The sequence below is a fragment of the Marinactinospora rubrisoli genome, from assembly GCF_042664915.1.
GTDB lineage: Bacteria > Actinomycetota > Actinomycetes > Streptosporangiales > Streptosporangiaceae > Marinitenerispora > Marinitenerispora rubrisoli.
The window spans coordinates 391,873-405,093 of record NZ_JBHTBH010000006.1 but is presented as its reverse complement, the minus strand read 5'-3'; the positions used below and the strand labels follow the sequence as shown (position 1 = coordinate 405,093).

The 13,221-nt window shown below is 71.4% G+C and carries 10 protein-coding genes; 3 read left to right on the top strand and 7 right to left on the bottom strand.

The annotated features are described in order from the left end of the window. Window positions 1-11: 11 nt before the first annotated feature. From ACFQRF_RS15195 to ACFQRF_RS15180, 4 genes are all read right to left on the bottom strand, one after another. Window positions 12-740, bottom strand: a complete 729-nt coding sequence (locus tag ACFQRF_RS15195; RefSeq protein WP_379871728.1) for a TetR/AcrR family transcriptional regulator — start codon at window positions 738-740, stop codon at window positions 12-14. Between the two features lie 73 nt (window positions 741-813). Continuing rightward, window positions 814-2,034: an FAD-dependent monooxygenase gene (locus ACFQRF_RS15190; protein ID WP_379871727.1), complete on the bottom strand. Its 1,221-nt coding sequence runs from the start codon at window positions 2,032-2,034 to the stop codon at window positions 814-816. 150 nt (window positions 2,035-2,184) lie between these two features. Continuing rightward, a complete protein-coding gene (locus tag ACFQRF_RS15185) occupies window positions 2,185-4,026 on the bottom strand; it encodes a glycoside hydrolase family 15 protein (protein ID WP_379871726.1) in 1,842 nt (613 codons plus the stop codon). A gap of 281 nt (window positions 4,027-4,307) precedes the next feature. Then, the gene (locus tag ACFQRF_RS15180) at window positions 4,308-5,189 is read right to left on the bottom strand and encodes a MurR/RpiR family transcriptional regulator (protein WP_379871725.1); all 882 of its coding nucleotides are present in this window, start codon (window positions 5,187-5,189) and stop codon (window positions 4,308-4,310) included. 232 nt (window positions 5,190-5,421) lie between these two features. On the opposite strand from ACFQRF_RS15180, the gene argH reads away from it, so the two are divergent. The 3 genes from argH to ACFQRF_RS15165 all read left to right on the top strand — a co-directional run bounded on the left by argH (window position 5,422) and on the right by ACFQRF_RS15165 (window position 10,010). Then, window positions 5,422-6,939: an argininosuccinate lyase gene (argH, locus tag ACFQRF_RS15175; protein WP_379871724.1), complete on the top strand. Its 1,518-nt coding sequence runs from the start codon at window positions 5,422-5,424 to the stop codon at window positions 6,937-6,939. Window positions 6,940-7,303: 364 nt separating this feature from the next. After that, window positions 7,304-8,731, top strand: coding sequence for a sodium:solute symporter family protein (locus ACFQRF_RS15170; RefSeq protein ID WP_379871723.1), 1,428 nt, complete (start codon window positions 7,304-7,306; stop codon window positions 8,729-8,731). 229 nt (window positions 8,732-8,960) lie between these two features. Further along, complete coding sequence (locus ACFQRF_RS15165) at window positions 8,961-10,010, top strand: LLM class flavin-dependent oxidoreductase (protein WP_379871722.1); 1,050 nt, start codon at window positions 8,961-8,963, stop codon at window positions 10,008-10,010. Window positions 10,011-10,203: 193 nt separating this feature from the next. On the opposite strand, the gene ACFQRF_RS15160 is transcribed toward ACFQRF_RS15165, so the two are convergent. From ACFQRF_RS15160 to ACFQRF_RS15150, 3 genes are read right to left on the bottom strand one after another with little or no spacing between them, the layout of a single operon-like run. Then, window positions 10,204-11,043 (bottom strand): ABC transporter permease, encoded by an 840-nt coding sequence (locus tag ACFQRF_RS15160; RefSeq protein WP_379871721.1) that lies wholly within the window; start codon window positions 11,041-11,043, stop codon window positions 10,204-10,206. Further along, entirely contained in the window at window positions 11,040-12,011 is a 972-nt protein-coding gene (locus tag ACFQRF_RS15155) for an ATP-binding cassette domain-containing protein (RefSeq protein WP_379871720.1), read from the bottom strand. Before ACFQRF_RS15155 ends, ACFQRF_RS15160 begins: the two co-directional genes overlap by 4 nt. A gap of 30 nt (window positions 12,012-12,041) precedes the next feature. Continuing rightward, complete coding sequence (locus ACFQRF_RS15150; protein ID WP_379871719.1) at window positions 12,042-12,887, bottom strand: DUF4097 family beta strand repeat-containing protein; 846 nt, start codon at window positions 12,885-12,887, stop codon at window positions 12,042-12,044. Window positions 12,888-13,221: the final 334 nt, after the last annotated feature.

Below are 13,221 nucleotides of genomic sequence, written 5' to 3'. Positions count from 1 at the left end.
CCGGCGCGCCGTCAGGAGCCGGTGGCGGCCACCGTGAGTTCCCGCAGGTGCGCCAGGACGTCCTCGCGTCGCCGGTCGAAGGTGGCCAGCACGTCCGTCGCCGCCGCGCGCAGCGCCTGCTCGCCTACCTCGGCGCTGGGCGCGAGGAGCCGGCCGATCGCTTCGGCGAGGATCTGGTCGGGTTCCCGCTGGACGGCGGGTCCCTCGAAGAACGGGACGGTCTCGGTGACGAAGGAGCCGACCAGCAGGGTGTGCAGCGCGTACGCCTGCTCGTTCGCCGGACGGTCCTGACGCACGACCCCGTGCTCGCGCAGGCCGTCCAGCACCGCGGCGCACAGCGCGCTCGGGCTGAGCCGGGAGAACACCTCCCGGCTCGCGGTGTGGTGGGACATCAGACGGTGCACGTCCTCGTCCCCCATCTGCAACCGCCGGGGCAGCGGGCGGGACCGCATCGTGCGCAGGACGAGGGGGGCCAGCCGGGCGGGCCGCACCAGGTCCGGGTCGGCCGCCAGGGCCGCACGGATGCTGTCCAGGCCGACGAGGAAATCCCGGCCGAACAGGTCCAGCAGCAGCTCCTCCTTGGCGGGCCAGTACAGGTAGACGGTGCCTTTGCCCACGCCCGCCGCGCGGGCGATCTCGGCGATGGTGACCTTCCGGATGCCGTGTTCGAGCACGAGTTCCCGTGTGGCGTTGAGGATCCGGGACGCCTTGGGCGAGTCGTGCTCGATCAACCGGGTCACAGCGACCGTCCTTCCTGACAGCGAGGCGGTATCCGGAGGACCGGACCGCTCGGGGGCCGTCACGTGCGGGTCCTCACGGGGCGGCGATGTCCACCGACTTCATGTGGAAGTCCTGATTCTTGGACATCTGCTTGGTCAGCATCGGGCCGACCAGCGGCGCGTGCATCAACCGCATCATCGCAGTACGCCGGAGGTGTTCGGGACGGTCGTGGGGGGTGAACAGTGAACGCCCCTGCTGGACGGTCGCGTGCTGGTGGGCGATGTTGGGGGCGAGCCGCCGGTTCCAGTCGTCCAGGGCCCGGTCGAGGTCGTCGGGGTGGCGCTGGAGCATGGTGCCCAGCAGTTCGGCGCCGGCCATGGCGGTGGAGGCGCCCATTCCCGAGTACAGGGTCAGGCACCAGCCGGCGTCGCCGAGCAGGACGACGCGGCCGTGGTGCCACTGCTTCAGCTTGACTTGGTGGACCGAGTCGAAGAGGAAGTCGTCGGCCTTCTCGAACTGCTCCATCAGCTGCCCCAGGATAGGACCGGTGGGTTCGGGACCGAAGGCGGCGCGGACGGATTCGATCGGCGGGCGGCGGAACTCGGCGTCGATGTCCTCGGTGCGCCAGGAGAACAGCAGGCCGGGCTCGCGGTTCACGAAGGGGAACGTCCACGCCGAGCGGCCCGGCTCGGCCAGCACCAGCCCGTCCTGGGGGCGGAAGCCGGCCACCTGTTCCCGCATCAGGCAGACCGCGATCATGTAGTTCAGGGCGTGCATGTGGTTGGCGTCGGGCCCGAAGACCAGGCGCCGCACCGTGGAGCGCATCCCGTCGGCGCCGATGACGAGGTCGAAGTCCTCGGTGGTCTCGGTGTCGTGGGCGGTGTCGCGCAGGGTCACCCGCGCGCCCGTGGCGTCCTGCCGGATGTCGACGGGGACCGTGTTGTAGCGGATCTCCAGGTCCGGGGGCAGGGAGTCGAAGAGCGCGCTCTCGATGTCGCCGCGCAGCACCATGCGTGGGGCGCCGGGGAGCGAGTCGTACCCCATGCCCTTGTGGCGATGGCCCGCCCGGTCGATCTCGTAGACGGCGCTGGTGGGGTCGGCGCGGTTGGAGATCCGGTCGAGGACGCCCAGCCGTTCGGCGGTGGCGACGCCCGTCGGGAAGACGCCGACGAAGTACCCACCGGACCGCCGCCCGGGTGCGCGTTCGATCACCACCGGCTCCCACCCGATCTGGCGCAGCCGAAGCGCGGCCGCGGTGCCGGCGATCCCCAGGCCGACCACCAGGGCACGGGGAGTCCGTTTCGCACTCGTCATCTCGTCTGTCCCTTCAACGGAGGCGAACGACTCCACTATAAGACGTACTGACCAATTCATTCATTTGGTCAGTCGGTGGTGTGGGTCACTCCGAGATTCCGTAGGGGCTGACGGCCGAGGCGCGGGCTTCCGCCGCGCCGCGGCCCCGGCTCAGCCGAGGGCGCGGTCGAGGTTGAACGCGGCGCTGATGAGGCCGAGGTGGGTGAACGCCTGCGGGAAGTTGCCGTGCTGTTCGCCGTTGTGGCCGATCTGCTCGGCGTACAGGCCGAGGTGGTTGGCGTAGGTGAGCATCTTCTCGAAGGCCAGGCGCGCCTCGTCCAGGTGGCCGGCGCGGGTGAGAGCCTCGACGTACCAGAAGGAGCAGATGGAGAAGGTGCCCTCCTGACCCTCAAGACCGTCCGGGCTGGCGTTCGGGTCGTAGCGGTGCACCAGGGAATCGGTCACGAGGTCCTCGGCGAGGGCGTTCAGCGTGGCCGACCACTTGGGATCGGTGGGGGAGATGAACTTCGCCAGCGGCATCATCAGGACCGCGGCGTCCAGCACGCTGTCGTCCTCATGCTGGACGAACGCCTGCCGGGCCGGTGACCAGCCGCGCTCCATGATCCGGCGGTAGATCGCGTCCCGGGTAGCGGCCCAATCGGTGAGCGGGCACGGCAGGCCGCGGCGCCGGGCGGTGCGGATGGCGCGTTCGATGGCCACCCAGCACATCAGCCGCGAGTAGAGGAACCTCTTGGCGCCGCCCCGGGTCTCCCAGATGCCCTCGTCGGGCTGGTCCCAGTGCTCGCAGACCCAGTCGACCAGGGCGCACACGGCCTCCCAGTGGTCACTGGACATGGGCTGGCCCCACTTGTCGTAGAGGTAGACGGAGTCGATCAGGGCGCCGTAGATGTCGAGCTGGAGCTGGGTGGCGGCGGCGTTGCCGACCCGGACCGGTGCCGAGCCGCAGTAGCCCTCCAGATGGTCGAGTTCGCGCTCCGGCAGGTCGGTGCGCCCGTCGATCCCGTACATGATCTGCAGGGGCCCGGACGGCCGGTCGGCGCGCACGTCGATGAGGCGGGTGAGGAAGCCCATGAAGGCTTCGGCCTCCTCGGTGAAGCCCAGCCGGAGCAGCGCGTACACGCAGAACGCGGCATCGCGGACCCACAGGTACCGGTAGTCCCAGTTGCGGGTGCCGCCGATCTGCTCGGGCAGGCTCGTGGTGGGGGCGGCGACGATCGCTCCGGTGGGGGAGTAGGTGAGCAGTTTGAGGGTGAGCGCGGAGCGGTGCACCATCTCCCGCCACCGGCCGCGGTAGCGGGAGGCCGCCAGCCAGCGCCGCCAGTAGGCCACGGTGGCGGAGAACTCGTGTTCGGCCTCCTGGGTCGGGCAGCCGAGCACCGCGGACCGGCCGTCCGGGCCGACGCCGACCTGGTCGAGCGCGAACACCGCCGACCGGCCCTGGTGCAGGGTGAACCGGGCCCGGACGTCGCGGCCGTCGTCCGCCAGCGGCACCGTGGCGGTCAGCGCCAGCGCCAGCGCGGGGGCCTCGAAGATCGCGGCACCGTCGAGCATCCGTACCCGGTGCGGCTCGGTGCCGTAACCGAACCTGGGTGCCACCCGGGCCTGGAACGCGATCGTCCCGCGTACGCACACCACCCGCCGGATCAGCCGGTGCCGGGCGGCCGCGGGGCCGGGGGAGATCGGCATGAAGTCCTGGATCTCGCCCAGGCCCTCATCGGTGAAGAACCGGGTGATCAGCACGTTGGTGTCGGGAAAGTAGAACTGCTTGGTGCGGGCCGGCACTCCGTTCAGCGGTACGGCCGCGAGTTCGAAGGCGCCGCCCCGGTCGGCGTCCAGGAGGGCGGCGAAGACGCTGGGGGAGTCGAAGGAGGGGTAGCAGTACCAGTCGATCGTGCCGTTGCTGCCGACCAGCGCCACCGTGCGGAGGTCGCCGATCAGGCCGTGGTCGGCGATCGGGAGATACCGGCTCTGCCGTCCCGAAGAGTGCCCCATCGCGATTCCCTCCCCGGTGTCGTGTCCGCCCACGGCGGCGCCGTCCGGTCGCGGGCACGGCCCTCACCCGATGCAGTAACCGCTGGCGCCCGGCCCAATCCCACGGCGGGCGATCCGGGCGGCAGGTTGGCGCGCCGGGCCGCCCGGATGCCGCCCCCGACGTCATCGCGGAGCGTTACGTCGGCCTGTACCGGGCCCGCACCACATCGCGATCGACGAGCCGCGGGACGGGCGGATCCGAGCCGACGCCCATCGTGATGACGCCGGACGGCACCGGCTCCCTACCGGCCCGCGCGGCCGGTGATCTGCAGCCGCAGCCGCTCGATGAGCTGGGTGCGCCGCGTGGCCTCCGCCGGGCGGAGCCGGGCCACCTCCAGCGCGAGCGCGTGGGCGAGGACCAGGGGGGCGAGGGTCTCGCTGCCCGTGGTCTCGACGCTCGGCGGGGTGGTGAGGACGACGTCGGCGTGCCGGCGGAGCTCCCTGGTGAACATCTCGGTGACCGCGATCGTGCGGGCACCGACATCACGGGCGTGGTCGAGCACGGCCGGGAACTCCCGGAACAGCCGTAGCGGCGCGAACACCACGATGGTCCAGTCGGGGCGCACCGCGGTCAGTGCGTCGGCGAGCTGCACACCGCTGTCGTGCATGGCGCTGGCGTGCATGCCCACCCGTGACAGCGACAGCGCGAGGTGCTGGGCGATGGCACCCGACGGGCCGGTTCCGAAACAGAGCACGTGCGACGCGGAGCCGACCAGCTCGACGCACTTCCGCCAGCTCTCCGGCGGAATGTGCGCGTTCAGGTCGTGTACCAGCCGTTCGCTGTCCGCGCGGACCTGGTCGAGCACGCTCGGCGCGGCCGGTGACATCGCCTCGGCCCGGGCGGCGAGCTGGATGGTCAGATCGGTGCGCCGGCGCAGGTGCGCGACCACCGCGCGTTGCAGCTCCGGCAGTGTGCGGTAGCCGAGCGCGCGCACCGTCCGCAGGACGGTGGCGTCGCTGGTCCCGGTGAGGCGGCCCAGCGCCGCCGCCGAGGACACGACCGCCGTATCCGGGTCGCGGTGGATGAACTGCGCGACCGTGCGCTCGCTGCGGGTCAGCTGACCGGCGCGGGCGGTGATCCGTTCGGTGAAACTGGGGCCGTCCAACAGTTCTGTCGGGTTCACGACATTCATTATGAACCCTTCTGTTGGCCACGCTACATTCCGATTGGCCGCGACGAGTGACGGGCGTCACTCCGCGGCACGGGAGCACCGGCGCACACGGCGCGCCGGTACACGCGGGTGCGCAGCCCGCCACCGGCGCTCCCGGCGCCCGTCGCCGCCCGGCCGGCGGCACCGCACGCTGCCCGTCACCTGAGTCGTTCGCATGTCCGCACCGTCGCGAGGGGAAGCACCTGTGACCGGACGCTTGGAGAAGTCACCGGACGAGGTCGTCCGCCGGCTGGTCATCGAACCCGGCATCGAACGGGATCTGGCGCACCACTTCGAGTACTTCCTCGACGTCAACACCGCGCACCTGGCGATGCTGGTCGACGCCGGGATCGTCGACACGGACGCGGCGGCACGGGTTCAGGCCGCCACGGAGGAGATCCGCCGGGCCGGTCCCCGCGCGCTGCGCATCGACCCCGCCCTGGAAGACCTGTACTTCAACATCGAGGCCGCGCTCATGGACCGGGCGGGCGCCGACGCCGGCGGGAAACTGCACACGGCCCGGAGCCGCAACGACATGCTGGCCACCGTCGCCCGGCTCCGCCTGCGGAGCGAACTCACCGACGTCTGCTCCCGGCTGCTGTCCCTGCGCCGGCGGCTGCTGGAACTCGCGGCGGAGCACACCGAGTCGGTCATCACCGGCTACACCCACCTGCAGGCCGCCGAGCCGATCACCGTCGGCCACTACCTGTCGGCGGTGGCGCACACCCTGCAGCGCGACCACGCCCGGCTCAGGGCGTGCCTGGCCGACGTCAACTCCAGTCCACTCGGCTCCGGTGCGCTGGCCTCGACCACGTTCGGCATCGACCGTTCGGTCACCGCCGAACTGCTCGGCTTCGAGACGGTCATGGGCAACTCACTGGACGGCGTCGCCGCCCGCGACTACCTGGCCGACGTGCTCGGCGCGCTGGCGATCCTCACCAACAACCTCGGCCGGTTCGCCCAGGACCTCTACGTGTGGGCCAGCGGCGAGTTCCGCCTCGTGGAGGTCGACTCCGCCATCGCGGTCACCAGCAGCATCATGCCGCAGAAGAAGAACCCGGTGACCCTCGAACACATCAAGGCGAAGGCGGCCCACCTGCAGGCGTGCTGGATCTCCTGCCTCGGCGCCCTCAAGAGCTCCGGGTACTCCCACTCCCGCGAGTCCAGCGTCGAATCGCTCCGGTTCGTCTGGGACGGGGTGGCCGAGGCCAGGATCGCCGTGGAACTGTTCGAGCACACCATCACGAGCCTGACCTTCGACACCCGGCTCGCGGGCGAGCGCGCGTCCGCCGACTTCAGCTGCGTCACCGAACTCGCCAACGAACTCGTCCGCCACCATGGGCTGCCCTTCCGGACCGCGCACCACATCGTCGGCGCCGTGGTCGCCGACCGCCTGGCCGCTGGGGGAACGGCACGCGACATCGACCCGGACGCCCTCGCCGCCGCCTCCCTGCGGGTGCTCGGGCGCCGCCTCGACGTCTCACCCGAGCTGATCGCCCGCAGCCTCGCCCCGCACGCCAACGTCGCGGCCCGGACCACCGAGGGCGGCCCCGCCCCGCGTGAGGTGCGCCGTCAGCTCAGCAGGCTCGGCCACGTGCTCGACGAGGACGAGGCGCACCTGAACGGCGTCGTCGCGGCGCAGCGGCGGGCCGCCGAATCGCTGCGCGCCCGGGCGAGGGAGCTGGCGGCGGGGCGGGCCCGCGACGACCGGACCAGGGCGTGACCGGCCCGCCGTAGCGCCGCACCTCAGGCTTCAGCACCGCTTCGTCCACAAGATGAAGAGCGGACGGCGACCTCCCGGGTGACAACGGGCGGGGACACGTCCGGCAACGGGCGCGCGGCCCGGCGATCCGCGCTCCGGCGAGCGATCCTCGCCGGAACAGCGGTTCCCGCGGCGCGACGGCAGGCCGGTGACGGACCTGCCGAGCGGGAACCCGATTCTCCGGCAGGCGGCGACCGGTCGCCCCGCAGCAGCGCGTTGCGCGGTCGCCGCGCAGTCGCCGGCCTCCAACGGCCCGCGCGATCCCTACCACTCACCCCACCGGCCTGCTCGTCGGCCGGCAGCTCGCCGTACCCGGGAGACCGTCATGAACGAGCCCGTCCTCATCATCCTCGTCAACTCGCTGGCCCTCGTGCTGACCGTGTGCTTCTCGCTGTGGATCAGCCGGCGAACGCGCACCGCGGAAGGCTGGTCGGTCGGCGGCCGTTCCCTTCCGCTGGCCGTCGTCGTCCTCACCCAGTTCGCCACCGCATCCGGCGGCGGCATGCTGGTGGCCCAGGTCGGTCTCGGGTACCAGTTCGGCTGGGGGGCCGTCACTTACGGCGTCTTCACCGCCGGAGGCGTCCTCGCCCTGCTGTTCCTGGCGAGATGGCTCCGCCGGCACGACTTCGTGAGCCTGCCCGACATCATCAAGAAGATCTACGGCGGCCACCGTGTCCTCATGACGGTGGTCACCCTCATGACCATGGTCGTCCCGTTCGGCTGGCTGTGCACGCAGCTCGTCGCGTTCGCCAACCTGTTCCACCAGCTGACCGGCGTCAACTCCACCGCGCTCACGGTCGCGTTCGCCATCGTCGGCCTGCTCTTCGTCCTGCCCGGCGGCATGACCTCGGTCGCCTGGAGCGACGCCGTCTTCGGCGCGTTCATGCTGATCATGGCCTTCGTGGTCGGTTTCTACGCGCTGCACGCGGCGGGCGGCTGGCCGGAGGTCGCCGCCGCGGCCACCCCCGCCCGCGCCGGATGGGAAGGGTTCGTCGCTCCGGGCCTGCTGACCATCGGCCTCTGGGCCATGTCGCTGACGCCCGGGACCATGACCAACCAGATGTACTTCCAGCGGATCTACGCCGCCAACACCCTGCGCACGGTGGTGGTGTCGCTGATCGGCACCGCGGCCCTGCTGCTGGGGACCAAGGTCTACGCGTCCGTCCTGGGCATGTCGGCGTTCGCGCTGAACCCGCGGCTCGGCAACCCCGAAGACGCCGCGGGGACCATCATCGCCGGGATGCCGCTGATCCTCAGCGTCGCCTACTCGGCCTTCATCTGCCAGACCCTGCTGTCCACGGTCACCAGCGCCGTGCAGTCCGTGGTCGTCAACATCACGCAGGACATCTACAAGAACTACACCGCCCGCGACGTCACCTCGCGGGAGATCCTCCGGCTGTCCCGGATCCTCTCCGCCGTCGTCTTGGCGGCCGCACTCGTCCTGTCGCTCGCGTTCCCCTCCGCCCTGGACTGGATCGTGTCCTCCTACGCCTACTCCGCCGTCGGGCTGTTCTTCCCTGTGTTCCTCGGCTTCGCTCTCCGCCGGACCGACCTCGTCGGGCCCTACACCGGGATCGCCGGAGTCGTGGCGGGCGTCCTCGCCGCTGGGATCGCGCACGCCCTCGACACCGGCGTCCCCTACGTCGCCTACGGACTCGCCGCGTCCGCGGCGGCCATGCTCATCACCGGCCGGCTGACACGCTCCCGGCCGCGCCCCGGCGAGCACGCTCCGCAGGCCGAGACGGCCGGGTGAACCGACCGCGGCATCGCCCCGCGGACGCGCCCACCCGCGCGTCCGCGGGGTGCGGCCCGCGCCCTGGCCGCCGGCCACGTCACCCGGCCCGGCGGCCGCCGCCCGCCGTCGCGGCGCGACGCCGACGGACCCGCGGCACTGGACAGCCGGGGGCGCCGTCCCCATCATCGGGGAAGGCGCGAGCACGACACATCCAGTACCGCTGTTCCAGCCCCGGAAGGTGGCACCTGTGAAGTTCAGCTATGCCATGCTCCCCGACCACCCCCTGGCCGAGTCACTGGACTCGATCCGGCTCGCCGACGAACTGGGCTTCCACGCCTGTTACGCCGCCGACGAAACCTGGCACAAGGACCTGTGGCTCCTCTTCGCCGTGGCCGCCGGGCGGACCCACCGGATCCGCTTGGGCCCGAGCGTCTCCCCGGTGACGCTGCGCGAACCGACCCTGATCGCCCAGGCGCTCGCCACGCTGGACGAACTGTCCGGCGGGCGCGCCGAAGGGGTGCTGTCCAGCGGCAACTTCGGGCTGCTGGCCCAGTACGGCATCGACTGGGCCCGTACCCGGCCGCTCTCCCGGGTCAAGGAGGCCCTGCACGTCGTCCGCACCCTCCTGGACGAGGGAAGCATCTCCCACGACGGCGAGTTCTTCTCCTACAACGGGCTGTTCACCTTCGCCCGCCCCGTCCAGAGCCGGGTACCGCTCAAGCTGGGGGCCATGCGCGGGCCGAAGTCCTTCGAGGCGGCGGGCGAGCTGTCCGACGGATGCCACCACGCGCTGAGCTACACCCGCGAGGCCTACGACTACGCGGTCCGGCACATCCGCGCCGGGGCGGAGCGTGCCGGCAGGGACTGGCGGACGCTCGACATCGGGGCGTGGGTGGTCGTCGCGACCGGACCCGACTCCGCGACCGCCAAGGAAGCCGCGCGCAGCATGGTCGGCATCTACGCTTCCTCGATGCCCGCGGAGCAGCTGCGCCGCAACGGGGTCGACCCGGGCGAGCTCGCTCCGATCATCGAGGCCATCGCCGCCGGTGACCTCGCCCGCGGCGTCGAGCTGACCACACCGGAGCTCGCCGACCGCCTCTCCATCGCCGGCACACCCGACGAGTGCCGGGAGAAGATCCAGCGGGAGATCGCACCCAGCGGGGTGAACCACGTGATCTGCGCCATCACCGACCGCACGCTCGTTCGCGCGTTCACCGGCCGCGATCTGCCCGAGGTGGCCGGCGTGAACACCCAGCTCCGTCTCATCCACGACCGGATCATGCCCGCGTTCACCTGAGGGCCGGCACAGCGCACGGCGCCGCCCCGCGGCGTTCTCTCCGGGCACGTCCGAGCCCTCCGAAACCGGTCCCGGACCGGCGCCCGCACGCGCGGACAGACCCTGACCCGCGGAACGTCGCCGCGGGTCAGGGTCTGTCCTTGGACCGGAGAAGTGGCAGAGGCGGCGAATCGTGCGACGTCGCCGGCGTCTTTCAGCGGGACGCCTCCCGGTTGAACAGCCATTTCGACCAGAGGTAGCCGCCCAGTCCGATGACGGCGCACCACACAAGCGCGATCCACCCGTTGTTCCCGACCGGCTGGTCCATCAGCAGGCCGCGCAGGGTCTCGATGATCGGGGTGAACGGCTGGTGCTCGGCGAACCAGCGCAGCCCGGCCGGCATGGAATCGGTGGGCACGAACCCGCTGCCGAGGAAGGGCAGCAGCATCAGTGGCATGGGGAGGTTGCTGGCGGTCTCGACGCTCGTGCTCACCTGGCCGAGCGCGACCGACAGCCAGACGAGCGCGAAGGTCACCGCCACCAGGAAACCGGCCGTGGCCAGCCACCCCGCCGGCCCGGCGGCGGGCCGGAAGCCGACCAGTAACGCCACGCCGATCACGATCACCAGGCTGATGGCCGCCTGGATCACACTGCCCAGGACGTGTCCGGTCAGCACCGAGACGCGGGCGATGTGCATGGTGCGGAACCGGGCGATGACGCCTTCGGTCATGTCCATGGCGATCGAGATCGCGGTCCCCTGGACCGTGGCCGTCACCGTCATCAGGATGATCGCGGGCGCCACGTAGTCGACGTATCCGGCACGGGCGTCCGCCGCGCCGTCGTGCACCGGCCCGCCGAGCCCCGCGCCCAACGCGCCGCCGAACACGTACACGAACAGCAACAGGAAGACGACCGGCATCCCGACGAGCAGCACGGTCATCGACGGATACCGCACCATGCGCCTGAGGTTGCGCCGCAGCATCGTCACCGAATCGCGCAGCGGATGGAAACGGAGGGCCGCCGGAGCCGGGCCGGCGAGGGGACGGGTGCTCATCGGGTGGTCGCCTTCTCGTTGGTGGAGTCGTCGGTGGGGCCGCCGGTGAGGGCGAGGAAGACGTCGTCGAGATCGGGGGTGTGCACGGACAGTTCGGCCACCTCGATGGAGTGGTCGTCCAGCCGCCCGATCAGGGTCTTCAGCGAACGCAGGCCGCCGTCGCCGGGCACCCGCAGGGCGAGCGCGTCGCTGTCGCGCGAGGTCCGGCCGAGGACGCTCATGGCCGCGTCGAGGCTCTGCGGGTCGGTGAACCGCAGGCGGACGTGTCCGCCGGGGATGCGGCGCTTCAGTTCCGCCGGGGTTCCCTCGGCGACCACCCGGCCGTGGTGGAGGACCGCGATCCGGTCGGCCAGCTGGTCGGCTTCCTCCAGGTACTGCGTGGTCAGGAAGATGGTGACGCCACCGGCCACCAGCTCCCGGATGATCTGCCACATGTTCCGGCGGCTGCGCGGGTCGAGGCCGGTGGTCGGCTCGTCGAGGAAGATCACGCGCGGGTCGCCGACCAGGGTCATCGCCAGGTCGAGCCGCCGCCGCATGCCCCCGGAATAGACCGAGGCCGGTTTCCGGCCCGCCTCGGTCAGGCCGAACCGTTCGAGCAGCCGGGCGGCGCGCCGCCGGCCCTCGGCCCGGGCGAGGTGGTGCAGATCCGCCATCAGCAGCAGGTTCTCCTCGCCGGTGAGCAGGTTGTCCACCGCGGAGAACTGGCCGGTGACTCCGATCGCGGCGCGCACCGCGTCCGGTTCGCGGGCGAGGTCGTGCCCGGCGATCTGGACGTCACCGGAGTCGGCGCGGATCAGGGTGGACAGGATCCTTACCGTGGTGGTCTTCCCGGCGCCGTTCGCGCCGAGGAGGGAGAACACCGTTCCGGGTCGCACGTTCAGGTCGAGGCCGTCGAGCACGATCTGGTCGCCGAACGATTTCCGTAGCCCGGTCGCGGCGATCGCCGGCCGGGACAGCTCGGTGGTCATGGTTTCCCTTTCTCCAGGGCCGGACGCGGGTCAGGAACGGTGGATCGTGATGTCGCCGTAGGAGGTGCGTCCGCGCACCTCGACGGTCTCGTCGGACGCCCCGGGCGCGGCCGCGTTCTCCAGCCGGTTGCGCACCTTCCCGAATCCGGTGTGCACCGCCAGCCAGGCGGCGGTGCCTTCGGCGACGCCGATCTCCAGGTCGCCCATCGCGGATTCGAGCACGACCGAGCCGCGGGCCACCTCGCCGAGGCGGATGCCGCCTCCGGACGTCTTGGCATCGACACCTGCTTGGGCCCGCCCGACGTGGATGTCGCCGTTGGCCGCGCGCACCCGCAGGTCGCCGGTGACCGTGTCGATCGTGGTGGCGCCGTTGGAGTTCTTGACCACCGCGGAGCCCTCGATCTCGCCGATCTGGACCTTGCCGGAGCCGGTGGAGATGTCGGCGTCGCCCGCGACGCCGCCGACGGTGACGTGGCCGGCGGACGTGTCCAGGCGCAGCGGGCCGGTCCGGTCCAGCTGGACATTGCCGGCGGAGGTCGTGAACACGCACGCCCCGAGCCGGCCGCCACAGTGGAAGTCGCCGGCCTGCGTCTCGGCCGACACCTGGGAGCCGCTGGGGAGTTCGATGGTCACCTCGACGGACCTGGTCTTTCGGGAGAAGTCGAGCGCCCGCGACTTCGGGCCGATGATCCGGAGGACGCCGCCGGTGTGGTCGACACGGACCTGCCGGGCGGCCTGCACGTCGGACTCGTCGGCGGCGTCGCTCGGGCGGACGTCGACGACGGTGTCGGTCCGGTCACCGGCGGTGATCCGCACGTCGCCGACGCTGAGTTCGAGGGTGACGGAAATCGGTTCGGGCGTTTCGAAGGTCGGCATGGTCGTCTCCGCATCTCGGGTGGGTGAGCCGTCCCCGCGGTCCGGGGAGGTGGCGTGGGGCAGTGGCGCGCTGCGGTGCGGTGATCGGCCCCGGGTTCCAGTGCGCCCTGCGGTGTGGCATCACTTTGGCACATTGATGGCGCAAAGACAAGCCAGCGTGGCTCAAATCGTGTGCCATGTGTGGCGCCACATGGTGCGGCCGGGCGGTCATCGCAGGTCAGGTATGGTGTCGGCCGTTTCTGGGGCGGGGCGCGATCCGGTGCAGCCCGGCATCGCGGCGCTGCCGGCGCGGAGGGCCGGGGTGGGTCGGGTGCCATGGATGGCGCCGTTATTT

Excerpts from the sequence above, each read along its gene's own strand:
- ACFQRF_RS15150 (WP_379871719.1), bottom strand. The coding sequence starts at position 12,887 with ATGCCGACCTTCGAAACGCCCGAACCGATTTCCGTCACCCTCGAACTC.
- ACFQRF_RS15185 (WP_379871726.1), bottom strand. The coding sequence starts at position 4,026 with ATGGGGCACTCTTCGGGACGGCAGAGCCGGTATCTCCCGATCGCCGAC.
- ACFQRF_RS15170 (WP_379871723.1), top strand. The coding sequence starts at position 7,304 with ATGAACGAGCCCGTCCTCATCATCCTCGTCAACTCGCTGGCCCTCGTG.
- ACFQRF_RS15160 (WP_379871721.1), bottom strand. The coding sequence starts at position 11,043 with ATGAGCACCCGTCCCCTCGCCGGCCCGGCTCCGGCGGCCCTCCGTTTC.
- ACFQRF_RS15190 (WP_379871727.1), bottom strand. The coding sequence starts at position 2,034 with ATGACGAGTGCGAAACGGACTCCCCGTGCCCTGGTGGTCGGCCTGGGG.
- ACFQRF_RS15155 (WP_379871720.1), bottom strand. The coding sequence starts at position 12,011 with ATGACCACCGAGCTGTCCCGGCCGGCGATCGCCGCGACCGGGCTACGG.